Below are 26,596 nucleotides of genomic sequence, written 5' to 3'. Positions count from 1 at the left end.
TGTAGTTTAATGGCTTTTCTGTAGTAGGGCCGGCATGATTTACTTTTGATTTCTCGCAATTGATATTCCCTAAAATAGGCGCTATACACTTCGCGGCCTCTGTGTCAAAAACTGCTTTGCCCATTCAATATTTGGAGAGAACTAACTTTTCAATTTAATTAGCTTCACGGTCATATTGAAACCCGGTCAATTAGGATAATTTCCCTAATACCTTCCCATTTGTAAATTTCAGATTACCACTTATCAACATGCATGGCTGATTTATCATTTTATTTAAGGTCATTTATCTACTTTTTTAAAGAATTATCACTTTAAAAAATTTTATTCACAAATAACTGATAATCAATATTTTAATATCCTAATTTGGTAATTTTAGCGTGTCAATAATTCTTAATCTCTTAAGTATTTTGGATATGAAAAAATTGCACTTTTCCGTATTGCTATCATTATTAATTTCTCATGCTCTTTTGGCACAGATTGGAGGTATTGAGGATTCGGTAAACGAAATATCCGATACCATTCGAACTATTTTCCCCATCATCTTGGGAGTCATATTTCTAGTTGGTTTTTTATTCAATGCCGGACATTTTTTTGGAGAGAACGCTGATCTCAAAAAGGGTATCACCCGTGTACTAATTTTTGTACTGATTGCTGGGGCTGTAGTAGGTATTTTCACTTATCTCATCGGTATAGTCGTATAACATGAAGAAGTTTGAGATATATAGAAACATCCGTAAAAGTGCGCTCATATTCGGATTACCGATATCCTCTTTTGCTCTAATGATGATTTCGGTAATAGGGTCCCTCCTGGCCATCATATTTTCGTTTGGTTTCATTATTATCCTATCCTTGGTTTTTTGGAACATTCTGTTCTACGCTATTCTGATCTATTTAGTAAGTCGACCGAATCTGACGCTGCAACACGAACCATTTCCTCCAACCATCAGTAATAAAAAAATAGGTCTTAGTAGCTATGAAGAAAATTAATCTCCAATCTTCTCACCCCATATTGGATATCCAAGACCATATGGTTTTTGCTAGTAATGGCAATGTTTTACTATGTTATGAAGCCCAATTACCGGAGGTGTATTCCCTATCGGAATCTGACTTTGATGAACTGCACAGTACTTGGTTTCAAGCATTGAAAACTCTACCCCCAGGAACCGTTGTACATAAACAAGATATTTATCAAAATCTGGGTTATGAGGGTTCCAATCTTCCCAATAAATCCTTTTTAGAGAAGGCAACAAGGAATTATTTTATAGGGCGTAGGTATTTAGGGCATAGAAGTTACCTCTACTTTTCATTGCCATTGGACAAGACCCTAAAGGCATCAAAATATGTGAATCCTTTCAAAAAATCAGAAAAAGGGTTGCACAGAAAAATGGACCTCCAAGTAGCTGAATTCGTAACTGCAGTGAATGATGTTATCTCCTTTATTAACAATAGTCGAAAACTACTATTGAAACCTATGAGTACGTCCCAATTTATGGGGATGACTAATGAGTATTTCAATGGTTTTAATCATGATTTAGATACCGATATAGTTTTGGGTAAGAAAAGCATTGAAATAGGAGAGCATTACTTCGATATGATGGTTATCAACAATGAGGGTTGTTTTGGGGGACCTGTTCAGAGTTCGAAAACAAACGAAAAATTCACCTCCGACGAATTTACTTTCCACCAAGGTTTTATCGATGGCTTGGGATTAGACATTAAAGAAAACCATATGGTTAACCAGGTCCTATACCTGGATGACAAACAAAAATGGCGTAAACTTTTGGAGAAGAAAATAGAAGAATTAACCAAAAGCTCCAATTTTGGAACTCAAAATAAAGTGGTCCTTAAGAAAGTTCAACGCATCATGGACCGTATCAATGAAGATGACACCTCGCGAATAATCAGGGGACATCTGAACATCATCTTCTGGCATGCCGAGTCCGAAGAACTTAAACGAATTGCTTCTAATATTAAGGCAGAGTTGAAAGAGTTAGACATCGTTCCTTATTATCCGAAGGGGGAGCACCGCAAGCACTACTTTCTTAATTCGTATCCCTGCCACGCCTCTAATTTTTCGAATGAGGACCTCTATGTCACCGATCTAAAACATGCACTTTGTCTATTTATCAACCATACTAATTATCTATCCGATCCACAGGGAATCATTTTCAATGAGCGGCAGTATAATGTACCCGTATTAAAGGATGTTTGGGATGAAAATAAGGTTCGAATTAAGGCACGTAACTTTGCCATTTTTGCCCCGACTGGGGAAGGAAAGTCGTTTTTGGCAAACAATATACTTAGGCAGTACTTTGAGCAAAACGTTCGACTGGTTATTATCGATTTGGGAGGTTCCTATACTAAATTCGCTAAACTTTATCCCGAACAGCACATTATTCTTCGGTATGAACAGGGTAAAAATTTAGGAATTAATCCATTTTACATCTCCGGTCAGGCAGACCTTACCCCAGAACGGTTGGAAGACCTGTCAGTGTTTGTAATGGAACTATTGGCGCAAAATACGGTTTCAAAAGCACAAGAGGTAGCCATGAAGAAAGTCTTGCTCTTCTATTATGAAAATGTACTTACTGGGCACTCTCTGGCTTCTTTATATCAATTTGTTGATGAACGAAAAACAACACTTCTTGATTTGTTAGCGATAAAAGAAATGCATTTTAGCGTTTATGATTTTTTACACATCCTATCGGAATATGTTAATGGGGGCATCTATAGTTACTTGTTTCATATAGAACAAGATCAGACCTATAAAATTGAGGACAAACGGCTTATCATTTTTGAGTTGGATGAAGTAAAGGATAATAAGGAAATATTGTCCGTAATGCTGAAGCTCATCAAATCTGCCATCCAACGCACCATTTGGAGGAATAGGTCGGAACGAGGTATTATTTTGTTTGATGAATTTGCCAAACAACTCAAGTTGGGAAACGTTTTGGAAAGCGTTGAATTTTACTATCAAGCCATCCGTAAACAAAATGGTGCTATTGGTATCATATTACAATCCATCAATCAATTACCTGTTAATTCTACGTCTGCAAGTATTCTTGAAAATACTCAAGTAATCTATAGCCTTCGAAATGAAAAGGGTTACGATGAATTGAAAAATAGGCTTCATCTCTCCAACCATGATTTGAATCAATTGAAATCCATTCGGAACCATTTGACAGGGGAACGAAAGTATACCGAGATATTTATCAAAATAGGTAAACAGAGCAATATCTATCGTTTGGAAGTACCGCCCGAAGTATATGCTGCTTATTTAACCGATGGAAAGGAAAGTGAGGCCATTATGAAACTCTATCAAAAATCCAATAGTATGGAATCAGCAATACGAGAGTTTATTGACATTCAACATAGATCCTATGAAAACGATTAAAAAAAAACAAATAAAAAGGCCATTGGTCATCCTGTCTTTAATACTTGTGACCATGCTAAATTCAGAAAAGGCACGGAGTCAAGGCATGCCGGTTTACGATAATACCAACTTTATCAGTTTGGTAAAGCAATTAGTTGAATCTGGCAAACAAACTTCCAATTTGATGAAAACGGTTAGTTTCCTAAAACAGCAAAAAGAAAATTTAGAAAAAGTTAATGATGTCATCAAACAATTGAATGCAGTAAAAGAACTATACAATAATAACCAACGCCTTTACGAACTGGTTCAAAAGGATTTACGTGAAATTTTAAATTCCCCTTATATCAAAGCCAATGAGGTAGAAAGGGTGACCAAATCCTTTAATGACATTATTGATAATTCGGTAGCCTCATTGGAATATATTGATCAAATTCTATCCAGTGATAACCTGAAAATGTCCGATGGAGAACGAACAGCTATTTTAAAGAAAAAAGAGTTGGAATCCAAAGAAATGGTGATAGAGATAGAGGCCAAAACGCAAAGATATAGGGATATCATATCCTTCCGTAGAATGCAGGATATAATTAACAATCGCCTAGCACATTATTAAAAGAGGGTAGGGATGGGATTGGAATATGTCGATACGGTTTTCCAAACGATTAAGAATAGTGACTTTGCCCAATATACCATGACAGGAATGAAGGCCCTGGCCATTCTATTCTTTTTGGTAAATATTATCAAAAAATATAATGAGGGGATGGTTTCTGTTGAAGGTCAAACGTGGGGTCTAACACCTCAGGAACTTTTAAAGAATTTTGTGGTAGTGATCTTAGTCCTATTCTCCTCCCAAGTTTTAGAAACTTTTGACGGTATTCTAGTGGCAATAGAAGGCCAATATAGGAATACGGCCCCTGCGCTTCTTCCTTTACAGTTACAAGAGGTAGACCTGGAACAGGAAGTAGGCGCGTTGGAGGCCGCCAAAAAAGCGATGGCCATTCTATATGAAGCCTTGGTCACTCCCTTGTATGGTTTGAAAATGTTAGCTTTCATAGGGGGAGTCATTTTATGGCTATTGGATCTTTTTATCTACCCCATTTTTCTTGCAGAGCGATTTTTCCTTTTAGGTATTCTACAGGCATTTTTCCCCTTGGTCATCAGCATGGCTGTTTTTGAGAAGTTTCGGAATATGGCCTACCATTTTTTTAAACTGTATGCCGGAGTCTACATGTTAGTCCCAGCCTTCTTTTTGGTCAACGTATTTATCAACCATTTATATAATGAGATGACTCAACATTTTTGGAATCGTCTTTTTGGGACAGATTGGGGAAGTGCATTTTTTGCGCCCTTGATAGATGTGGCAACCATAGGTTTTATAGTGTTGATAAAATTCAAGCTCTACCGCAAAGCAATTTCTTTTACCCTTAAACTATTCTCGGCATAATATGAAGACACCTTTTAGGAACATTTATAATATTCTCAAGCTGAATCGATTCATTGTTCTGTCTTGCGTGATAGGAGCGTCCTCGACCTGCATCTTTTCCATTTTAATGGTCCTGAAGTTACATAAGGAGACTGTGGACAGGGCTTTTGTAGTGAATACGGAGGGGAATGTTATTCCCTTGAAAATGGTTTCTCAAAAAGAGAATTTGGAGGTGGAGGCACTGGCACATTTACAGTTGTTCCATAATTATTTCTACGGTCTGGACGCTTCTAATTACCAACAAAAACTGGAAAAGGCACTATGGTTAGGGAATAGTTCGGTAGATGAGCTATACCGTCAAAAAAAGGCGGAAGGATTCTATAATCGATTGTTACAATATTCCTTAGTTCAAAAAACGAGTCGAATAGAATCTCAAATTGATTTGAAGGAGGAACCTTATTCCTTTAGGACCCGAATAGTATTGGAAATAAATCGAGGTAAGGTTACAGATGCCTATGAATTGATTACCTCAGGTAAGCTGATACATGTAGATAGAAACTTTCCCAACAATACCCATGGGTTGTTAATCACCGAGTTTTTTGAGAAATCCCTGAGGAAACTAGAAAAAAATTACACTGAAGAACTTAATTCTAGGTAGTCATGAAAACTAAAAAGATAAGGTTATGATGAGATTGGACAAGAAACGAGTGGTCTTCTACTTAGGATTAGCAACAGTGTTGTTGTTCATAGGGGGTTATTATTATAGCAACGTTAAGAATGAAGGTAAAGAGATGAGCAATTCAACTGAAGTTTTGACTCCTAAATTAGTCGATGAACAGAAACAATATGAATCTAAATTAGAAGCTATTGAGGAATTAAAAGAACCTCGCATAAAAAATGTTCCTTCATTATATCCGGAACATATGGTAGATGAAAAGGGCTACATCAATCCAGACTACATACAATACGAGAAGCATCGCCTTATAGATAGTATTTATAACCAAAGCCTATTCCAAAGTGAAAGAAAAATAGCAACGGATACCAATTCCAGTATTTTGTTGAGAAAGAACAACGATACTATGATTCAAAATACACCATCTAACAATAATTCGAAAGATATTAATGTAGCGGGTCAAGAATTGGGTCTAGAACATCAACTGTTTTTCTCCTCTAATCCCAGGATCCTTGTTGAGAAGGGATTATCAAACGACACTGAAAAAATTATAGTTCGAGTAGACGGTAACCAAAAAATTCGAAAAAACTATCGTCTGAAAATGCGCTTGGTCAAAGATGCAATTATTGACGGCGAAATCGTAGAGAAAAATACACCCATTTATGGTTTCATAAGTTTTAAGCCTAATAGAGTCATAGTTGATATAAATAAGATTAATCATCGCTCCGTCGAATTAAAGGCCTATGACTTTCAGGATGGAAGTGAGGGAATTTATGTTGAAAATCAAATAAAGGAGGAGGTTACCAATGAGATTATAGGTGATATGGTTGATGATTTTAATATTGCTGGTGTCCCGCCAGTTAACAGTTTGAAGAAAGTATTTCAACGAAACCATCGGGCTATTAAAGTACTTGTCCTAGATAACTATCAATTTTTATTGGGTCCTTCTCGATAATGACTAAAATCATTCTATGAAAAATTATATTTTATTGTCAATGGTCTTTTTTTGGATAAGTAAGGGGTTTGCCCAAAAAGAACTAGATACACTTTACGCTAATGAGAACCAAATACTTACGCTCTTTTTTCCAAGTCCAATCCGTCAGGCTATTACTGGCCATTCTCGCTTTATCTTCACCTATAATCGTGAAAGAGAACAATATTTTGGTACACTCCAATCATTTCCGGGCCCCCTGAGTAATTTATTGGTGGTTACAAAGGATGGTAGTGTGTATTCCTATTACTTAAAGTACTCTAAAGAATTAACTTTGTTGAATTACTTTTTTACAGAGAATGAAAGAATTGGGCATGAGGAAGGAATTTCCCCATTAATTAAAAATGGAGACGTAAACGACAAAGGACCTTTAGATGCTACTTACTATGGTCGCGCATCAGAATATTTATTGAGTTTGGCCCAACAATCAATAGCTATTAACCGAATGAATGGAATTAAGTTACAGTTGGAGAAAATTGTCTACAATGGACCAGACGTTTATCTCGTTTGTGAGTTCTCAAATAATTCCAATATACCTTTTGAAATTAACGATATTAGGGTATCGATTATAAATGGTAATAAAAAGAAAAGCGCTTCTTTTCAAAAATTAACGAAAGAGATACAATATAGCCACAAGCTTCCGCGCGTATTATTTTCAGGGCAAGCCAGTAGATTTGTTTTGGTATTGAATAAGTTTGTTCCCAATTCAAATGAGAAAATTTCTATTGCCATTAGGGAAGAGAAAGGTAACCGAAAGATAGATTTAATTTATTCCAATTAGGAAATGGTAGCCTTTAGCCAAGTGTTTTTTGAACTCGGTAGCACACCTCTACATCCACCAATAATGATTGTAATGAATATGATTACATTGCAAACTCCATTTAATCATTTCCAATAGAATTCCATTGGACATAGAAAAACCCCAGAATTTATGGGGTTGTTCTCGCACCATTTGTCCTTCGTAATGATAACTTTGTTTGAACAACTTTTTAATAAAGCCTTTTCAATACTTAGAAAAAGAATAAGTAAAATCTCTAATTTTCAGGTTTTTAACCATAAATTAGTAGATTATGAAAAATTTAATTTTTACAATTTTTTTGATGATTCTTTTTTCTTCATGTACAGCAGATAGTATTGAAGAAGGAGTCATAGATGATCAGAAAAATCCAAGTTATCAAATTGAAAGCGTTGATCTTTCCAAAGGAAAGAAACGACCCGGGGATAATTAGAATTTCATCCTTAGTTAGTTATATATTAGTTGCCTTGTCCGGATTAGTGCTCTATTTGGACAAGGTTTTTTTACATTTTGATATTCAGTTTGGAATGTTACAGAAATTTGAAGCCATAGGGATGGATTTCTCTTTTTATATCTGGTTGATATCTCAAACTATTTCTCCTTTATTGCTACTGACAGCATTGGCCATTCGTTGGTTCAATATCATTCTAATCATTCCATTTTACTGCTACTTTTTACAACTATATTTTGTTTTTAAAGATCATAGGATTGTAGATGATAATTATTTGGAGTGGTATGCTATAGGAAGTTCATTGTTGTCCCTCTTGGTTATCTGGTACTTCCGAAAATTATTGATGATTCGGTTACAACGCGATATGAAAATAGCCAAGAGTAAAATAAAGTCCTATGGGCAAAAATATTATCATAAATAATTGATTATAAGGCAAATTGTATGTTTTATCTATCTCTATTTTTAGTTTGGAATCACAGCCCAAAAGCAATGTCGTGGTAAAGGCTCCTTAAAGTACAGGATTATAAAACATAGTTTGGCGATATTGCAATAGTTTATTATGCGAGACCACAGGTTGTTTACTAAATCTATACTTATAAGGTGATGAGGGACAATTATCTAAATGGAAAAAAGATTTTTTTATCAGGAAATTTTGACCCTTGGACGAAAGAAGAATTAAAGGTACGCGGTGCCATTCTCCAAAATCAAATAAATATCAATTTGGATATACTTTTTATCGGAAGTGATTATGAGAAAGGAGATGTTGAATTAGCAAAACAGATGGATGTTATGATCATCAATTCGGATATTTTACTACAACATCTATCTAGTTGAATTTAAGTATAATCTCTTGATATAGAGCTTAAAAGTTGATTAATTATAATTATTAATTTACCATTACTGAAACTTTCAGTGAAATTTATGGTAAAATTTTACAGAGGTTGGATTAAAAGAAAGGATAATAATCATAAAATAATGCAGGTTAGGAGGCGTTTCATTATAACCTTTCTAGCATTTAGTGATTTAATTCTGTGCAGTTTTAAAGATTAGCTGGTTTAGGTATAAATTATCCCCACACAAAAGGTCAGGTTAATTCTGACCTTTTGAATTTAGTGGACATGAGTAATTATCTAAAAGAGTAGCATTTATTAGGTTTCGCTGGGGAGCTTGGACCTAATATGAGGATTTTATCTTTTAGCTGATTAATGGAAGGTCAGATTCATCTGGCCTTTTCTTATTTGAATTCAGCACCTCATTTTTTGAATAACTCTACGAAAATCATACTTTAACTTTGGCTTGCAATAATACTTCTAAAGTATTTTTTACATTTATGAAAAAATCGGATAACCCCCTCGATATGCTAAGGATTATTCTTGCAAGATCTCTTTCATATGGCATTCAGCTGAAAATTTATGTGTAGATGAAGAAGAAAGGCATCCACCGAAAAAAAAAGAAAAAAATAGAACCCAATGTTTCTCTAGGGTTATTAGGTACCCTGGATGCCATTCTTAAATTAGGGAATGCTAATTATAAAAAACAGTCAAAAAAAAAGTAGCATTTTGGAAGTTTTTTTCCTTGACTGAAAAGATTATATTGAAGCGCCGGGAATGCCATATTAAGTGCTATCCTCTGATATTTTCTGAAGTATAAAATCTTCTTATAGCAAATTCAAATAATTTAATGCTTGAATTATGCTGCAATTTTATTCATGTGTGGCTACTCTTATAAATATAGGTAGGTAATTTTAGCCCAAATTCTGCTACATGTTTACACTTACTTACGAGTCCCAGGCTAATCCCACTATTACAAATGAGGATATCGAAAACATTTTAAAAACGGCTCGACAGTTCAATTCTGAAAATGGAATTACCGGCTGCCTTATGTATTATTCCCAAAGATTTATACAGATATTGGAGGGTCCTGAAGATAAGGTAAAAGAACTTTACGAGAATATCAAAAAGGATTCTCGGCATACTAAAGTCAGTTTATTCAGCAAGGACGATATCAACGAACGAAACTTCCCGGATTGGGGTATGGCCTATTATCCTATTGATGAGGATAAAATGGGACTTCCTGAATTTGAACAGTTCAAGAGAAACTTAATGCTGTTGGCGGACTTAAGTCGACCTACCAATGTGACGGCTATTCTTTTCTGGAAGAAAATGAAATACCTTCTATCCATTCCTCCCTCCAAACATGATTTATAATGGTAGATTCTCCCTTGGTGGAGTGTTCACACATATAGTAATCTAAATCACAAGTGCTCAACCAATCATCTTTTTCAAAGCTTCCAATTCAACGCCTAAGCTGTTGAACATTTGAACAATGCTGCTAAGTTTTAGTTCTTCTGCTGAATATTCCTGCGTATTGATACTACAAGTGAATTCCCATAGTTCCAAAACTTCGTCTATAGCTACTTCATAAGGTTCATAGGCGCTATTATCAGAAACTAATTGTAGTGTGTTGTTCATATGAATCCGGTTGTACACCCTTTTGTAAACCATTCCGTTGTTTAAGGTAAGTAGGATATAGGTTTTGCCATCTACAATATCGCTTCTGTTCTCCACAAATTTTCCTATAACAAAGGCACCATCTTTCATAGGTAACATGGAATCGCCCTTTATGGGAAAGGCCCTGTGCTTGCCGGTGGGTAGAAAAGGAAGTTTAATTTTGGCCAATTGCTCTATATATTCGGGATCATCATATCCTGCTAAGTAACCGGCAGAAGTTTTCACTGGTACAACCTCAATCAAATCTTCATTTTCGGAATCTACCATAATGGGAAACAATACCCTTTGATTGCCCAATTCGATAAATGAAAAATCCTTGGCCTTCGTTAAATCCTTTTTGATAAGAATGTCTACAGGAATCCGAAAGTAATTAGAAATCGAAATCAGTAAATCTAGATTGGGCTGAGAGCGACCCTCTTCCTTAGAGCCCAAATTTGATCGGGTAATGCCCAATTCTTCGGCCAACTGCTCCTGGGAAAGTCCTTTTAAATCTCTTAAATGACGGATGTTCTTTGAAATGAAATTCATAATACTACAAATATAAGCAATAGCGACTACAAATTGTAGTTAATTTTGTCGGTCCTATGGAAAGCAATATTCTACATCTCGATTTAGATACTTTTTTTGTGTCCTGTGAAAGGCGATTGGACTCCAAACTCTTGAAGCGGCCTGTGTTAGTAGGTGGTACAGGCAATCGTGGTGTTGTCTCGGCCTGTAGCTATGAAACACGAAAGTTTGGCGTGCGGTCAGGTATGGCCATGAAATTGGCCAAGCAACTTTGTCCAGAGGCATATGTCATCCGTGGAAATGCCAGTACGTATACCAAATTCTCTCAAGAAGTCACCGATATCATAAAAGAACAGGTTCCTTTATTTGAAAAGGCCAGTGTAGATGAGTTCTATGCCGATTTATCAGGAATGGATAAATTCTTTGGTTGTTATAAATATGCAACAGAACTCCGGCATAGAATCATGAAGGAGACGGGGCTGCCTATTTCTTTTGGCTTATCCTCGAATAAGATAACCTCAAAAGTGGCTACCAACGAGGCGAAACCCAATAACCAAATGAAGATAGAATTTGGTTTGGAGAAATCGTTCCTGGCCCCCCTTTCGGTACATAAAATACCTTCCATAGGCGAAAAAACATTTCAGTCCCTTAAAAACATGGGTGTCTTTAAGGTGAAGACTATTCAGGATATGCCCGAGGAAATGATGATCAGCGCCTTTGGCAAAAATGGTCAGGTGATATGGCGTCGGGCCAATGGGATGGATAGACCCCCATTGATACAGTATCACGAACGAAAGTCCATATCAACGGAAAGAACCTTTTGGAATACAACGGACATGGTCAAGCTGCGAACGACTTTAACGGCCATGGCCGAGAATTTAGGCTTTGCCTTACGAAACGGGGATAAGTTGACCTCCTGTATTTCCATTAAGATTAGATACGCTGATTTCAATACCTATACCAAACAGGTTAAAATACCCTATACCAGTGCGGATCATATTCTGATTCCGAAAGTATTGGAGCTTTTTGAACAATTGTACCAAAGACGGTTGCTACTGCGCTTGGTGGGGGTGCGAATGAGCGATTTGGTTTCCGGTAACTACCAAATCAATCTTTTTGATGATACCGAGGAAATGCTCAACCTATACGGGGCAATGGACCATATCCGAAGAAGATTCGGAGAAAAGACTGTCATGAGAGCTTCCTCGATGGGAGCAAAGTCCATAGGTAGATTTTATAATGCCTTTAATGGTGAACCACCTATGGTTTTGGCACATAGAACGCAATAAGAGATGTACCTTAACTGTCATACATATTATTCCTTGCGCTTTGGAACCTTCTCCGAATTGGATCTGCTCCAGTTAGGGAAAGGTTGTGGATTGAAGGAACTGGTATTGACCGATATCAATAACACCTCGGCTTGTCTAAATTTTATTCGAAAAGCGCCTGAGTTTGGTATCAGACCCATGGTCGGGATTGATTTTAGAAATGGGGCGAAACAATTGTATCTGGGCATAGCCAAAAACAATGATGGGTTTAGGGAACTTAATTCATTTTTATCCATTCACTCACATCAATCAAAGCCACTACCCGAAGTAGCCCCAGAATTCGAGAACGTTTTTATCATCTACCCTTTTGAACAGTTGATGCTATTGCAAAAAACAACTTTTCGTACTTATGAATATATAGGCATATCCATTGAAAATCTGAGAAGACTACCTTTTTCTCCCTATCGCGAGGCCTTTGAAAAATGGGTGGTACAACAACCTGTGACATTTCGCAATAAGCGTGATTTCAACGCCCACCGTCTTCTTCGTGCCATTGATAATAATACCTTACTAAGCAAATTACAAACTACGGAGGAAGGACGACCCTCTGAACGGATGTTACCTTTAGAGGAGCTATCGAACACATACGCCCATATACCCGGTATTTGGGAAAATACACGGCGTCTATTATCGCAATGTTCTATAGACTTTCAGTTTGGAGCCAAAAGAGTGTCCCAAAACTTACAGGTTTTTGGAAAGTCAAAAGAAAGCGATTTTAATACCCTAAAGAACCTATGCCAAGAGGGCTTGCCTTCGCGTTACCCTGATGCCAATAATCAAGTAAGGGCACGGCTCCAAAGGGAGTTAAAGGTCATTCAGGAGATGGATTTTGTTTCCTATTTTTTAATCAATCACGATATCATTACCTATGCAAAAAATAAGGGCTATTTTCATGTTGGGCGGGGGAGTGGCGCCAATAGTATTGTAGCCTATATCATCGGCATTACCGATGTTGACCCCATTGAGTTGGACCTATATTTTGAACGATTCATTAACCCATTTAGGGCATCACCTCCTGACTTTGATATCGATTTTAGCTGGAAAGATCGTGATGATATCACTGACTATATATTCAAAAAACACCCTAATGCAGCTCTTTTGGCAACCTACAATACCTTTAAATATCGGGCTACCGTTAGGGAGTTGGGAAAAGTTTTCGGACTCCCCAAAAGTGATATCGATCAATTAAGTGATGGGAGTTTTAATAGGTCTAAAATGGAGGAAATACATCGCTTGGTATTAAAATATGGTTCGCTCATACAAGGCATGCCCAATCATTTAAGCGTTCATTCTGCAGGAATTCTTATTCTTGAGAGGCCTATACACTTTTATTCGGCCACCGATTTGCCCCCAAAAGGATTTCCTACCGTACAATTCGATATGATCATTGCTGAAGATGCTGGAATATTTAAGTTTGATATATTGGGACAACGAGGCCTAGCAAAAATTAAGGAGGCGATTGAAATCGTAAAGGAAAACCGGCCAGATTTACCTGAAATCGACATTTCTCAAATTGAGAAGTTTAAGAAAGACGATAATTTGAATAACCTGTTAGCGCAAGGTAAAGCTATTGGAGTCTATTATGTAGAGTCTCCGGCCATGCGAGGTTTGATGAAAAAACTAAAGGTAAGGGACTATTTGAGTTTGGTAGCGGCCAGTTCGGTCATCCGTCCTGGAGTTTCTTCCTCAGGGATGAAAACGGAGTTCATCCGCAGACATCGTGAACCCGAACGACGTAAAGAAGCGCATCCAATATTGGCTCAGATTATGCCTGAGACGTATGGTGTTATGGTCTATCAAGAAGATGTTCTGAAAGTAGCCCATGAATTTGCCGGTTTGGATCTTGGGGAGGCCGATGTATTGCGGAGGGGGATGAGCGGAAAGTTTCGTTCTAGGGAAGAATTTCAAGCGGTCGAGTTAAAATTCCGTTCCAATTGCATGGAAAGAGGTTATTCAGAGGAAATCATCAATGAAGTTTGGGAGCAGATTTCGAGTTTTGCGGGTTATGCTTTTGCTAAAGGGCATTCGGCTAGTTATGCAGTAGAGAGCTATCAGAGTCTTTACCTTAAACATTATTTTCCATTGGAGTTTATGGTAGCCGTACTTAATAACGGCGGCGGTTTTTATAGTAGCGAACACTATATTCATGAGGCCCGAATGTGTGGGGGTATCATTCACGCCCCCTGTATCAATCACAGTGATCATGCCAATTGTATCAAGGGTAAGAATATTTATCTCGGTTTTGGGTATTTGAAAAATCTTGAAACCTTATTAGTTCAAAGACTGCTGACCGAACGTCAACTTTACGGTAGGTTCGAGTCCTTGGATGATTTTGTGGATCGTGTAACCGTGAGCTTAGAACAGCTAACTATTTTGGTACGTATTGGCGCATTTCGATTTACTGGAAAAAGTAAACCTGAATTGCTTTGGGAGGCTGCCTTTAAATTGAATGCGCTAGGTAAGCGCTCGGCCCATCCCCAATTATTCAGGCCTGACCATAGAAAATTTGTATTGCCGTCGTTTAATCAAGGATGGCTGGAGGATGCCTATGACGAAATGGAATTGTTGGGTTTTCCCTTGTGTGATTATTTCGATTTGATATCCGAAAAATTGCTTTCCGAAGCATTAGCGAAGGATATGGCGGGATTCTCAGGGAAGGAAATGTTACTTTATGGCAATGTGGTGAACACGCGATTTCATACGACTAGCCAAGGGAAAAGAATGCGTTTAAGCACCTTTATTGATCAAGAGGGAGACTATTTTGATGCTGTACATTTTCCAGGTGTTGTGGAAAAATATCAAATTCTAGGTAGGGGCATATATGCGTGTTATGGAAAAATTACGGAAGAATTTGGCCACTTCAGTATGGATGTCATATGGACTAAAAAATTGCATCTTAAACCGGATCCCCGAAGTTCGGATGAGCCCAAGTACGAAGACTTTTTTAAGCTTAAATCTGCTAAACGAAAGGAAATCAAAAGCTAATGATTATCTTGTAGTAAACAAATTAGGTTATGTGCTACGATGTTCGGGTCCATTTAGATACACAGCTCAAAAGGGCCAATAGAGAAGGTAATAAAGAAGTGCTCAAGGATATTAAGGAGCGAATAAAGGAGGTCGCCGATTTTCCTTATTACCATGTAACTGGTTTCAAGCATCCCAGATTATTGATATACACCAATGAAAATCCCTATGAACCGACCATTTCACAATGGGGGTTGGCACCTTACTGGGTCAAGAATAAAAAACAGTTGTATGGGGCGTGGAACAAAACTTTGAATGCCAGGGGTGAAACTATATTTGATTTAAAATCCTTTAAGTCTTCCGCCAAAAGTAGAAGGTGTCTTATTCCAATTGATGGGTTTTATGAACATAGACATTTCAATAACAATACATACCCGCATTTCATTTTTAGAAAAGGTAGTCAACCCATGGTATTGGCAGGTCTTTGGCGTGAATGGACGGATGAAGAAAGTGGAGAGACCCAAAGTACCTTTACCATAGTAACGACCACGGCCAATGAAATGATGGAAAAAATCCACAATAATCCTGCGGCTTCTGAAGAACCGCGAATGCCATTAATCTTACCCGATGAACTTCAAGATAAGTGGTTAGGTGAATACGATGAAGAATTGGCAGAAAAAGCGATAAGCGAGCTCATTGGACCTTACCCGGATGAGGAAATGGAAGCTTATACGGTGGACAGACTAAGAGGTAAGGCATATAAGGGTAATGTTGCTGAGATTACAAATAAGGTAGACTATCCTGAGCTCTCGCAGACTGAATTATTTTAACTAATTTTTGAATCTGAATAGATTTAGAAATATAATAGCTTCATCTCATTTTGTTAAAGTTTAAAAAAAAGTTGATGCGTATCAAGCGCTATTCGGAAAAGAAATTCCCGCTTGATATTCTTAGTTCTGCTTGCATACATTCATTTCAACCCGGATGAATCTTAAGGTCTAGTTGCTAGAAAATTACCAGTTGCTTAACTAGTATTTGAGTAGTGGATTTTAGATTATTAAAAGTTTTAATCTAATATTTGATTTCTTCATCCTCTCGTGAGAATGATATAAATGACTTTTTGCTTCTTTAAAGAAATTTATAAATTGTACAATCGTTTGACCATGCTATTCTTATATAATTAATGAGATATAAAATTTTCCTGATTGATGATGATGAAGATGATCGTGACCTTTTCGAGGATGCCATAAGTGAACTCCCATTCCAAACTGAAATTGATACATTCGCAAATGGTTTGGATTTATTCGAATATTTAGGGGCTGGTCATCCAATTCCGCATCTCATATTTATGGATTTCAACATGCCGGTTTTAAATGGTGCAGATTGTCTACTAAGAATTCGCAGAGAAAAGAGGTTGCTAGATATTCCTGTAATTGTTTATTCTACAATAATTGTGGACAGCATTGCCAAAAGGTTATCTGAATCCGGAGCAAATCAATATTTGCAAAAACCATCTTCATTTCAACAGCTAAAATCTATGTTGGAGTTATGCATAACAAATGTTTTAAATATAAATGGGAAAGGTCAGGGAAATTTAGAATTTGTATTTAGGGAAATGTGATGACACATACGGAACATGATATGCTCCCATCATTTCTTCAAGGTGGGGGAGAAATGGCTACTCTAATAGCTGCCAAAGACTGGACTACTCATAAATTGGGGAAACCTGAAACTTGGCCTTTGTCTTTAAAGATTTCCTTAAGCAATATGCTTAAATCTGCATTTCCAAAATTTATATGGTGGGAAAGTGATTTATACTGCTTCTATAATGATGCATATCGACCAAGTCTAGGTACAGAAGGTAAACATCCTTCAATTATCGGTGAAAAAGCCAAGAACGCCTGGCCGGAAATTTGGCATACTATAGAGCCAATGATTAGAGAGGTGCTATCTACCGGTAACCCCATTTTTAGAGAAAATCAATTGATTCCAATAAATCGAAATGGTAGAATAGAAAATGTCTATTGGACCTTTAGCTATAGTGCCTTAATGGGTGACGACGAAAAAATCAATGGTGTACTCGTCACTTGCTCCGAAACAACGAATGCTGTCCTTAACCTGAAAAGGTTAGAAGAGAGCGAAGATTTATTAAAATTTTCGGTTGATGCCGCTGAGCTTGGCACTTGGGATTATAACCCAAAAACCCATAAGTTTCAAGGGAATAAAAGGCTTAAGGATTGGTTTGGCATATCTAATAAGATGGAAATTGATTTGCCAATTGCCTTGAATGCTATTCTACCACAAGACAGGCAACGTGTCGAAAGTAAGATCCAGAAAGCTTTAAATGGAGAAAATGATGGAAAATATGATGTTGTATATTCAATAGAGAACAAGACCACCAAAGAAATTAAGATAGTTAGGGCCTTGGGTCGTTCCTGGTTTAATGAGGCAGGTGAAGCCTATCGATTCAATGGTATACTTCAAGATGTAACAGAACAAGAAAAAGCCGCTGAGCAACTTAGGTATGCCAATCTCCAAATTAAAACTGAAAAGGAAAGATTCGAAAATATAGTACGGAATGCTCCTACCGGGATAGCTATGTTTAAAGGGCCCCAATTAGTTGTGGAAATGGCTAATCCGACTTTCTTAAATTTTATAAATAAAAAACCCCATCAGTTAGTTGGAAAAAAACTTTACAGCTTATTTCCAGGTATTGAGGAGAGGGTAAGTCCACTTTTTAATGAATTATTTAAAAGTCGAGAATCGGTTCGCGGTAAGGAGTTTTTAATGCCAGTAAAAAGAAATGGTAAAATTGAACAGGCCTATTTCAATTTTATTTTACATCCAATAAATGGAGAATCCGATGATTTACTGGAAATAATGCTAATTACTAACGAGGTCACTGATTATGTAGTAGCTCAGAATGATTTAAAGGAAAAAGAAACACAGTTTAAAAATTTAGTATTACAATCTCCTGTGGCAAAAGCCATATTTCGAGGTAGCGATTTACGAATCGAAATGGCCAATAATAAAATGCTTAGTCACTTTTGGGGTAAGGCATGGAAGGAAATTGCGGGAAAAAGATTAATTGATGTATTTCCAGAATTAGAGGGCCAGAAATATATTGAGATTTTAAAAGACGTAATAAGAACTGGTAAGTCGACCCGTGATTATAATTCACAAGCTATAGTAAATATCAATGGTCAGCAGAATACCTTTTACGTGAATTATGTATATCTGCCTTTGAGGGAAATCGATGGCTCGGTTTCCGGAGTTATGATAACCGTTACAGATGTATCTAACGAATACTATGCCAGGCAGAAATTAATTCATTTTTCAAAAGAATTAGAGAATCAGGTAGAACAACGAACTCATTTATTAAACAAGGCTAATGCAGATTTAGAAAAATCAATTAAGCAATTAGAGAAAGCAAATGATGAATTAGAATCATTTGCATATGTCTCTAGTCACGATCTACAGGAGCCTTTACGGAAAATTCAAATGTTCACCTCTCGAATCATGGAACGGGAGGGTGATAGTCTATCAGATAAAGGAAAGGGATATTTTCATAAAATTACAGAATCAGCCAAGCGAATGCGTTCGTTGATTGATGATTTGCTGGCCTTCTCCAGAGCCGATGACAATAGTTTCAAGTTTGAAGCCGTAGATTTAAATACTATTCTGAATCAAATTATTGAAGATAGATCCGAGTATATTGATATAAAAAAGGCCGAGGTAAAATACGACAGACTGCCGATAGTTATTGGGGTGCCATTTCAGTTACGGCAAGTTTTTGATAACCTTATCGGTAACTCCCTCAAGTTTTCTAAAGAAAATGAAATTCCCAAAATTCAAGTATCGTATTTTAAATGTAGTTCGAGAGAAATAAATAAACTGGAATTGAATAGAAATTTGAGCTACGCAAAAATTCAGGTCACCGATAATGGGATAGGTTTTCCATCTGGAATGGAAAATAAAATTTTTGAGGTTTTCCAAAGATCACATCACAAGACGAAGTATGGAGGTACCGGTATAGGGTTAGCCATTGTAAAAAAAATCGTTCTGGCTCATAATGGTGCGATTGTGGCCTCCAGTAAAGTTGGAAATGGAGCTTCTTTCACCCTTTATTTGCCTATGGAATAATGATTTTAATCAATTTGATATCATATGTTTGATTCATAAAAAGTTAGATGATTGTAGACAAATTTTATTTAGAACTATTTATCCGGATATTATAGCTATCTTGCAAGGCTATTAATAAGGTTAATCTTACTCCAGCGAAATGAATGCGAAACAAAGAATAATTTTGGTGGATGATGATCCGGATGACCGCGAATTATTTGCAGAGGCCTTCGATGCTCTGAAATTGCAGGCCGAGCTTCTTCTCTGTGAAGACGGTAGTGACTTCTTAAAAAAGCTTGACAGGTTGGACCAATCGGTGAGCACTTTGATTTTTCTGGATCTTAACATGCCTGTTATTTCTGGAATCGAAGTTTTGAAAAAACTACGTAACTCATTAGGTCTTGATAAGATTTTTGTCGCAATCTATTCCACCTCTACTTCTGAAGCGGATATTGAAAATGCCTATATGAATGGAGCTCACGGATATATTTCAAAGCCCTCAAGTTTTGGGAAGTTAACTGCGCTGTTAGGTAAGACCTTAAAAATCGCTACTAGTAATAGTTTTAAACCTCTTCCGAAGGACCGCTTCCTCTTGAACAATGACTGATTATCTTACCAACTGTATGTAAACTTTTTGAAAAAAGGGATATATCATATTATTGCTCACTGCAGATTGTGGTCTATAACTAATTTTGCATTTTTATTGCTAATATTATAACCAATGGTAGCAGAAAGATACTGTGAAATAGAATAGTGGGACAATTATATCTAATCCAATACTATTTAAAACTAAAAAGCATCTCTAATATTACTCCTTTATTTAATTTAGGCTGAATCTATTTCGGCCATGCCCATACTCGAAAGTTCCTATCTGAAACAGTTGTTCCTTCTTTCTCTCATTATTTTGGGAGGAATCTTGATAGGATGGCATCTGGTACCGTTCATATCAGGTTGTTTAGCGGCGTTTGTGTTTTATATTCTTTTGGAAGAAAAAATGGAACCTCTTATTGAAATTGGCCTTCGTCCTAAACTGGCGGCAGGGGTTTTAACAATACTAACCACTATGTCGATTATTATACCACCGATTTTTCTGTTTGGAATGTTGTGGACGCGAATGGATAAAGCCGTTAAGGGTATGGTACAGATTTCCTCGGCTCTTGATAAACTGGTATTTCTTATCCAGAAGTATGTCGATGAGGATTTCGAATGGCACCTAGGTCAAGACATGATTACTAATTTTTTTGAAAGTAGCTTAGAAGTGATAATGGCAAATCTATTGGTAGCGTTAGTCGGTATGCTGCTGATGGTACTTACGCTATACTATTTATTATTGACCAAATCCGATGCCTCGGACTTATTGGAAAAGTATCTTCCGTTTTCGGAAGCGGACATTAAAAGAGTGATGATTCCAGCACGTAAAAAGATTCGTTCGAATTTTTGGGCCATACCGATAACGGCATTGGCTCAAAGTATCGTAGCTTTTATCGGATTGATGTTTATAGGGGTGGGTGATGTATTTTTTTGGTCGGTAATTATAGGTTTTGCCTCTATTGTTCCTTTTATAGGTTCGTCATTGGGTTTCGTACCGCTATTCCTACTCTTGCTCGGTTCGGGTAAAGAGATTTTGGCATGGACAACTCTTTTATACGGTCTATTGGTAATTTCAACGATTGATAATTTGATAAGAATACTTTTCTTAAAAAGTTATGACAATATACATCCCTTACAGACCCTAATTGGTGTTATTATCGGTATTCCCCTGCTGGGAATTGTAGGTGTAATTATTGGACCCATACTGATTAATACCTTGTTTATCATGTGGGAAATCTATCGAAAATCTTATTGGGTGACCAGTTGGGATAGAGAAAATCAAACAAGTCCGTAATTAAATTATTTGCGGCAACGCTTACTTAGATTGCTATTTACATTGCAAATCTAATCAATAAAACTTCTTAAATTATGAAAAGTGCTATCTGGACTATTATTGTCATATTGGTGATTGCATGGTTATTGGGCTTTACAATGTTTCCCGATGTTGGGGGTATAATCCATGCCATTTTGGTCATAGCCGTCATCCTGTTAATCTACAATTTGCTAACTGGAAGAAAGGTATAACATGCTAAAGCTGGGAATTCTGCGTAGAGTTCCCGGCAAATCTTTTCTTTCCACTTGAACTATAATCGAATTCCACATTTATTATGAGTTTCCCCCAGAATATGCATGCCTCAAAATTATATAAACTGTTTATTGCGGTTATAATAGGATTTGAATTCATTCTTTTTACCGCTTCGATAATTAGATTCTGTTCGTAAGGGTGTATAGTAATTCTTTCTCAAACCTAGCAAAATTTAATAGAGTATCTTAAAGCTCATCTATAGGCAACCAATTAATTAAAATACCAATAGAAAATAATTCGGAAAGTCATGAGAAAAATGAAAGAGAGTAGCAGTAAAGCCAGTGAAAGTGCCCCAATGGAAACAAAACAACGAGATGACATTGGAGTTAGAAATCAGACTACGGAATCTACCAAATCGAGATTTCCACTCATCACCGTAATAGTTGTTTCTATAATCTTGATAATTATAATTGCCACTATATTATTTCCTTCATTCTCTAATTAATTAAACAACTTTTGGTTGATCCTTAGATTTCCTTCCCTTATTTTTCGAATGGAGCCTGTACAAAAAAAATCGGAAGTAAGTCCTTTCAACCGTTTTCTGAAATCAATTTACCAGCTAGGGTATGGCAATTTTAATTGCTCCAGGTTTCACACATGCATATATATTTGATGTTTGTCCAAAGTGCTCGCCATCTATTTGAAAATCAACCGGTCTCTCTGCCTTAATGGTGACCTCTTTGGTTTTTATAATTTCTACAAAATCAGAATTGAGTTTAACCTCACCACCTATAGTTTTTAAAATGTTGACAATATCTAGTTTTTTAAATATTATGATTTCTATTTCTCCATCATTTATTTTTCCTTCTGGATTTATTATTGTGCCGGTGCCAAATTTTTTACTGTTAGCAATTGCCACCATAATGGCTTTGAAATGGAGAGTTTTATTATTTGCAGAGACTGAGAATTTATATGGTGCCTTAGTTCGAAGTAAGGTTGGTATGGTATTTAAAAAATATCCAAAATGTCCTCGAATCTTATTTTGACTAAAGTTTGCAATTAATTCAGCATTAATTCCGATGTCGCTTATATGTAATCCTATGCTATCTGCAATTTCAATGACGTCTACTGCCATTAAATTCTTTCCTAATGCCACTTGCAAAGCTTGTTCTAAAGATTTAGGAATGTCTAAATCGGTTGCTAATCCGTTTGCAGAACCCATAGGTAATATACCTATTTCCATCATTTTTTTATATCCCGCTTCAGCAGCTAATTTAATTGTTCCATCACCACCTACGACCAGAAGCCGGTCAGGTCCAAATTCTTGAATCCTTAATTCCAGCAATCTAATATCTCCATCACCTGAGGTTGTAAATATGCATAATTCGACCTTTTGATGAAGTAAATGTTGAACTTGTTTAATTATGGGAAACTTGTCAATATTTCCAGATATTGGATTGACAATCATCAAAACTTTCTTCATGTGAATTTTTAGGTAGTAATTTTATTACCTACATTTAAATTTAAGCATAAATTATAGGCGAACATGGCCATTGTTTTGCAAACGTATAAAGGATATGCCAATGAGCAAGAAATAATAATATTTGGACATCTATACAGTCGGCCGGAAATTGGATATGATTTTCAGGGACGGAAGATTAGACATGCTGTCGAGATCTTTAAAATGTTTAAATTACAGCCTTTTTCCAATCATTCCATTGTATTAAAACTCAATGGCATCGAGGTACAGACTAAAACCTTGAAGGATGGTTATTTCCGTTTTTCTATACCCTATTCTTATAATTTATCTGCCGGATGGCACTTGGCAGAATTACAGGCTGAAATAGAAGGAAAGATAATTACCGAGAAAGTAGAATTTATTAAACCTTATCCAGGAGAATACGGTCTAATTTCAGATATTGACGATACTTTTTTGATTTCCCATACGAGAAGCTTATTTAAAAAGATTTACGTCTTATTGACTCAAAATATTCATAGGCGGAAAATTTTTACGGATGTTTTACAACATTATCGAATTTTAAGCAATGCTGGAAGAAAGAAAAATATGGGATCTAATGCTTTTTTTTATGTTTCCAGTAGTGAATGGAACTTATATAATTTTATCAATGAATTTACCGACTTGAATGAGTTTCCAAAAGCCGTGTTTAAATTGAAAAAATTGAAAACGGGATTATTAGATTTTCTGCGAAGTGGAGGCGGTAACCATGATCATAAGTTTCATAAAATTAAGCACATTATTGAATTCTATCCTGAATTGAAGTTTATTTTAATTGGCGACGACACTCAACAGGATCCCTATATTTATGAACGCATAGTTAAATTGTTCCCTTTAAACATATCTATCGTTTACCTAAGACAAACTGGGTTGAAACCTAAGGTTAATTCAGTTAAAACTTTATCTAACATAGAAACGATGGGAGTCGAAACACTCTATTTTAAAGATAGTTCAATTGCCATAGAACATAGTACTAAGCTTTTGGCTTAATTAAACCATGCGAAATGATGAATTTATTGATTGCTTAGGCCTTTTTACGGGCCAGAGGCATTGGCCTGATGCCTTGGCCATAACGATTGGCATAAACGAAAGTAAATTTTGCACCAAAGAGTAATATTAAACAGGAGTAAGAAACCCACAATAAAATAAGCACAATAGTTCCAGCAGCTCCATAAGTAGAGCCAGGATTTGCTTGTCCAAAATAATATCCGAGTATTAACTTACCAAGTAAGAATAGAATAGATGTGATGAAAGCTCCAATCCAAACAGTTTTCCATTCTACCTTAGCGTCTGGAAGAAATTTGAACATTAGTGCAAAGAGGAGACTTATAATTCCAAGCGAGAAAAGAATATCAAATAACTGTGCAAGAGTGAGCACCATATCTGGAAAACTCGACTTTATATAATCGTTGAGAGCCGACAATGCAGCTGTAGCAACAAAGCTAATTAATAAGAGAAATCCAATAACTAATATAAATGCAAAACTTCGAGCGCGGTCGAAAACTAGTTTCCACCATTTTGCTTTAGGATCGGGTTCTACTTGCCAGATATCATTAAGTGAGATTTGCAGTTGGTAAAACATTCCAGTGGCCCCGAAAATTAAGGTACCTAATCCAATGATAGTTGATATAAGATTCCTTTTTTTATTTTCAGTTTCATCTAACATAACTTGAATAGCCTCGGCCGAATCCTTTCCCAATGCTTCGGAGAATTCACTAGTCAAAATGTCTTGTATAGATTCGGGACTTGTAAATGTTCCGACTAAATTAACAATTATTACTAAGAGCGCGGGTAATGAAAGAATTGCATAATAGGCAACAACGGCGCTTAACCGGAACGGATTATCATTGTTCCACGCAATATAGGTCTCCTTCAATAGGGAGGGAATATGCTTTACCTCAAATGTCGAATTTTCCTTAACCATGTTATATGTGCGCTCTACTTTGCCCTAAATAATCCCGGATAAATTGCTGCCGTATTGAAGACATAAGTAGTAATCGCTAGTAGAATTTTGCTTGATAATTATTACTAATATTCTTTAGCATCTTTTAGATCGTATATTAATCTTCTAATCATATGGAGTATTTTCGTGTATTAGAAACTTGTTAGGTTATTTGTGTTAGTACTTTCCAGGCCTGCTATATTCCATACCTGAGTATGTTCCAACCCACGATCTTTAGAATTCCCGATTTCCTTAATGGAACTTATATAATACGAGTATTTCGTCTTTTCTGAAGAGCTCCAATGTCATACAATTAACTTAAATAGCTGCCATAATCATCATCAATGTCTTCATTAGATTTATCTAAACTTAAAATTCTACCGCAGGCAAATAACAATTGTATAATTAGTTGGTCAAAATTTATAGAAACTTTAATCAATTAGTTATTTGTATCATAAATCGTAAAACCTATAATCAATATAATTTCAAATTTGTTATAGATTGTTCGATAAACGGTATTTTTTAATCGACGAAATGCTTAAATTACAATAAATAATTAAATTTTAGATGATGGGGATATTTTCAAAATACTTATTAGTAGACGATGATATGGATGATCTTGATTTCTTCTGCGAGGTTATGGAAGTAATTGACCCCTCTGCTGCCTGTTATACGGCCAACAACGGAAAAGAGGCATTAGAGCTTTTAGACTCAAATAGTACAATAGTTCCAGACATCATTTTTATGGACTTGAATATGCCCAAAATGGACGGTAAATCCTGTTTGAAAATTCTAAAAAGTAATTCAGCCTATAAGCATATACCCGTGGTAATTTTAACCACCTCTTCCAATCTTACAGACAAAGAGGAAGTCATAACTTCTGGAGCTTCATATTTTCTAACAAAACCTACCTCAATGAATGAGTTACATGAAAAGGTGTTGTGGGCCATACATGGCTTAGAAGAGAGGGCGGCATCGATGACGGGAAATAATTAAGGCACTGTAATTAGCTATTCTTAACATGCTTTTTATTTAAGTAATTTTGATCTGTCAAATTTAAGACCATCGGCGTAATACTCGTCTTTCCATGCTTTACCGCCCACCTGTCTGAATCTCTTTCTTCCGGTTCTATTGGCACAACAGTAAACCAAAAGTGCTCCTTTCCCATAGGATTCTCGTTGGCCAAAATTCTTCCGTCATATTGTCTCACTGATTGAGAGGTCCAATCTATATCCCCAGTGGGGTGCTGCGGAAAATTAATATTTAATAACTTATGTTCTTCGGTAATCACCTCATTCAATGCCTTTTTAACGAATGGTTCTAAAAGAGTAAAATCAGGTTCATCGTTCCCTACTGAAACACTTAACGCTATGCCCCTTACTCCAAAAAGTACTGCTTGCCGGGCTGCAGATAAAGTTCCTGAATGCCATGCTGAATTTCCTAAGTTGGCGCCAATGTTTATTCCTGAAAGTACTAAATCTATACTTTCGAATAAATGCAAGCCTAAAGCTACACAGTCAGCTGGTGTGCCCGCGACTCGGTAAGCCTCAATACCTTCAAAATGGATTGGAGATTTTTTATAAGTAATGGGTCGGCCAGAAGTAATGGCCTGTCCCATGGATGATTGTTCCACATCCGGAGCCATCACCAACACCTCGCCAAATTCAGCAGCTACCTGAGCAAGACTGAAGATTCCTGGACTGTAGATTCCATCATCATTTGTTACTAATATTTTCATTATATCGAATTTTTGCAATTGTAAAATACATAATATTAAAACCTTATGCTTCCATAAAATTGACTTGAAAGGAGAAATTTTTGTTTTAAATGAGGTAGTATTAAAAGCATAATAAACTGAAATTTATAGGGTAAAACATATAATGACAG

The 26,596-nt window shown here is 36.4% G+C and carries 27 protein-coding genes; 23 read left to right on the top strand and 4 right to left on the bottom strand.

The genetic code is table 11. The features are described from left to right. Window positions 1-413 precede the first annotated feature (413 nt). The 12 genes from IL356_RS19770 to IL356_RS19720 all read left to right on the top strand — a co-directional run bounded on the left by IL356_RS19770 (window position 414) and on the right by IL356_RS19720 (window position 9,911). The gene (locus IL356_RS19770) at window positions 414-701 is read left to right on the top strand and encodes a hypothetical protein (protein ID WP_121848556.1); all 288 of its coding nucleotides are present in this window, start codon (window positions 414-416) and stop codon (window positions 699-701) included. A 272-nt stretch (window positions 702-973) separates the two neighbouring features. Further along, window positions 974-3,394, top strand: a complete 2,421-nt coding sequence (locus IL356_RS19765; protein ID WP_121848558.1) for a TraG family conjugative transposon ATPase — start codon at window positions 974-976, stop codon at window positions 3,392-3,394. Further along, entirely contained in the window at window positions 3,381-3,983 is a 603-nt protein-coding gene (locus IL356_RS19760; protein WP_121848559.1) for a conjugal transfer protein, read from the top strand. Before IL356_RS19765 ends, IL356_RS19760 begins: the two co-directional genes overlap by 14 nt. 12 nt (window positions 3,984-3,995) lie before the next feature. Then, on the top strand, window positions 3,996-4,814 hold the full coding sequence (locus IL356_RS19755; RefSeq protein WP_121848560.1) for a hypothetical protein: 819 nt from the start codon (window positions 3,996-3,998) through the stop codon (window positions 4,812-4,814). A gap of 1 nt (window position 4,815) precedes the next feature. Then, window positions 4,816-5,451: a conjugal transfer protein TraK gene (locus tag IL356_RS19750; protein WP_121848561.1), complete on the top strand. Its 636-nt coding sequence runs from the start codon at window positions 4,816-4,818 to the stop codon at window positions 5,449-5,451. Window positions 5,452-5,476: 25 nt separating this feature from the next. After that, window positions 5,477-6,421 carry a conjugative transposon protein TraM gene (gene traM / locus IL356_RS19745; protein WP_121848562.1) on the top strand — a complete coding sequence of 315 codons (945 nt, stop codon included), beginning with the start codon at window positions 5,477-5,479 and terminating at the stop codon, window positions 6,419-6,421. A 16-nt stretch (window positions 6,422-6,437) separates the two neighbouring features. After that, the gene (locus IL356_RS19740; protein WP_121848563.1) at window positions 6,438-7,238 is read left to right on the top strand and encodes a DUF4138 domain-containing protein; all 801 of its coding nucleotides are present in this window, start codon (window positions 6,438-6,440) and stop codon (window positions 7,236-7,238) included. Window positions 7,239-7,527: 289 nt separating this feature from the next. Continuing rightward, window positions 7,528-7,686 carry a hypothetical protein gene (locus tag IL356_RS19735; protein WP_162987864.1) on the top strand — a complete coding sequence of 53 codons (159 nt, stop codon included), beginning with the start codon at window positions 7,528-7,530 and terminating at the stop codon, window positions 7,684-7,686. Window positions 7,687-7,780: 94 nt separating this feature from the next. Then, window positions 7,781-8,125, top strand: a complete 345-nt coding sequence (locus tag IL356_RS19730; RefSeq protein ID WP_162987865.1) for a hypothetical protein — start codon at window positions 7,781-7,783, stop codon at window positions 8,123-8,125. 182 nt (window positions 8,126-8,307) lie between these two features. After that, window positions 8,308-8,538 (top strand): BRCT domain-containing protein, encoded by a 231-nt coding sequence (locus tag IL356_RS19725; protein WP_121848565.1) that lies wholly within the window; start codon window positions 8,308-8,310, stop codon window positions 8,536-8,538. 586 nt (window positions 8,539-9,124) lie between these two features. After that, window positions 9,125-9,259: a hypothetical protein gene (locus tag IL356_RS20265; RefSeq protein ID WP_262689318.1), complete on the top strand. Its 135-nt coding sequence runs from the start codon at window positions 9,125-9,127 to the stop codon at window positions 9,257-9,259. 208 nt (window positions 9,260-9,467) lie between these two features. Continuing rightward, window positions 9,468-9,911: a BLUF domain-containing protein gene (locus IL356_RS19720; protein ID WP_121848566.1), complete on the top strand. Its 444-nt coding sequence runs from the start codon at window positions 9,468-9,470 to the stop codon at window positions 9,909-9,911. A gap of 57 nt (window positions 9,912-9,968) precedes the next feature. On the opposite strand, the gene IL356_RS19715 is transcribed toward IL356_RS19720, so the two are convergent. Then, the gene (locus IL356_RS19715; protein WP_121848567.1) at window positions 9,969-10,742 is read right to left on the bottom strand and encodes an XRE family transcriptional regulator; all 774 of its coding nucleotides are present in this window, start codon (window positions 10,740-10,742) and stop codon (window positions 9,969-9,971) included. Between the two features lie 56 nt (window positions 10,743-10,798). On the opposite strand from IL356_RS19715, the gene IL356_RS19710 reads away from it, so the two are divergent. From IL356_RS19710 to IL356_RS19670, 9 genes are all read left to right on the top strand, one after another. Next, window positions 10,799-12,010, top strand: a complete 1,212-nt coding sequence (locus IL356_RS19710; protein WP_121848568.1) for a DNA polymerase Y family protein — start codon at window positions 10,799-10,801, stop codon at window positions 12,008-12,010. A 3-nt stretch (window positions 12,011-12,013) separates the two neighbouring features. Beyond that, complete coding sequence (locus tag IL356_RS19705; protein ID WP_121848569.1) at window positions 12,014-15,034, top strand: DNA polymerase III subunit alpha; 3,021 nt, start codon at window positions 12,014-12,016, stop codon at window positions 15,032-15,034. A gap of 29 nt (window positions 15,035-15,063) precedes the next feature. Beyond that, a complete protein-coding gene (locus tag IL356_RS19700; protein ID WP_121848570.1) occupies window positions 15,064-15,843 on the top strand; it encodes an SOS response-associated peptidase in 780 nt (259 codons plus the stop codon). 353 nt (window positions 15,844-16,196) lie between these two features. Beyond that, window positions 16,197-16,634 (top strand): response regulator, encoded by a 438-nt coding sequence (locus tag IL356_RS19695; RefSeq protein ID WP_121848571.1) that lies wholly within the window; start codon window positions 16,197-16,199, stop codon window positions 16,632-16,634. A gap of 20 nt (window positions 16,635-16,654) precedes the next feature. After that, window positions 16,655-19,156 carry a PAS domain-containing protein gene (locus tag IL356_RS19690; RefSeq protein WP_162987866.1) on the top strand — a complete coding sequence of 834 codons (2,502 nt, stop codon included), beginning with the start codon at window positions 16,655-16,657 and terminating at the stop codon, window positions 19,154-19,156. Between the two features lie 139 nt (window positions 19,157-19,295). Continuing rightward, window positions 19,296-19,742 carry a response regulator gene (locus tag IL356_RS19685; protein ID WP_121848573.1) on the top strand — a complete coding sequence of 149 codons (447 nt, stop codon included), beginning with the start codon at window positions 19,296-19,298 and terminating at the stop codon, window positions 19,740-19,742. A gap of 240 nt (window positions 19,743-19,982) precedes the next feature. Then, window positions 19,983-21,020 (top strand): AI-2E family transporter, encoded by a 1,038-nt coding sequence (locus tag IL356_RS19680; RefSeq protein ID WP_121848574.1) that lies wholly within the window; start codon window positions 19,983-19,985, stop codon window positions 21,018-21,020. A 74-nt stretch (window positions 21,021-21,094) separates the two neighbouring features. Further along, complete coding sequence (locus IL356_RS19675) at window positions 21,095-21,250, top strand: lmo0937 family membrane protein (RefSeq protein ID WP_121848575.1); 156 nt, start codon at window positions 21,095-21,097, stop codon at window positions 21,248-21,250. 308 nt (window positions 21,251-21,558) lie between these two features. Beyond that, window positions 21,559-21,756, top strand: a complete 198-nt coding sequence (locus tag IL356_RS19670; protein WP_162987867.1) for a hypothetical protein — start codon at window positions 21,559-21,561, stop codon at window positions 21,754-21,756. A 114-nt stretch (window positions 21,757-21,870) separates the two neighbouring features. Here the strand turns inward: IL356_RS19670 and IL356_RS19665 are convergent, their stop codons facing one another. After that, on the bottom strand, window positions 21,871-22,734 hold the full coding sequence (locus tag IL356_RS19665) for a diacylglycerol/lipid kinase family protein (protein ID WP_121848576.1): 864 nt from the start codon (window positions 22,732-22,734) through the stop codon (window positions 21,871-21,873). 63 nt (window positions 22,735-22,797) lie between these two features. On the opposite strand from IL356_RS19665, the gene IL356_RS19660 reads away from it, so the two are divergent. Then, entirely contained in the window at window positions 22,798-23,757 is a 960-nt protein-coding gene (locus IL356_RS19660) for an App1 family protein (RefSeq protein ID WP_121848577.1), read from the top strand. A gap of 34 nt (window positions 23,758-23,791) precedes the next feature. Here IL356_RS19660 and IL356_RS19655 read toward each other — a convergent pair whose 3' ends face one another. After that, window positions 23,792-24,691, bottom strand: a complete 900-nt coding sequence (locus tag IL356_RS19655) for a YihY/virulence factor BrkB family protein (protein ID WP_121848578.1) — start codon at window positions 24,689-24,691, stop codon at window positions 23,792-23,794. Between the two features lie 585 nt (window positions 24,692-25,276). On the opposite strand from IL356_RS19655, the gene IL356_RS19650 reads away from it, so the two are divergent. Next, window positions 25,277-25,705 (top strand): response regulator, encoded by a 429-nt coding sequence (locus tag IL356_RS19650; RefSeq protein WP_121848579.1) that lies wholly within the window; start codon window positions 25,277-25,279, stop codon window positions 25,703-25,705. 10 nt (window positions 25,706-25,715) lie between these two features. Here the strand turns inward: IL356_RS19650 and surE are convergent, their stop codons facing one another. Next, window positions 25,716-26,447, bottom strand: coding sequence for a 5'/3'-nucleotidase SurE (gene surE, locus IL356_RS19645; RefSeq protein ID WP_121848580.1), 732 nt, complete (start codon window positions 26,445-26,447; stop codon window positions 25,716-25,718). Window positions 26,448-26,596: the final 149 nt, after the last annotated feature.

The organism is Euzebyella marina (genome assembly GCF_014855515.1).
GTDB lineage: Bacteria > Bacteroidota > Bacteroidia > Flavobacteriales > Flavobacteriaceae > Euzebyella > Euzebyella marina.
Note: the sequence above shows the minus strand (reverse complement) of the source record. Positions and strands in the feature narration are given on the sequence as shown.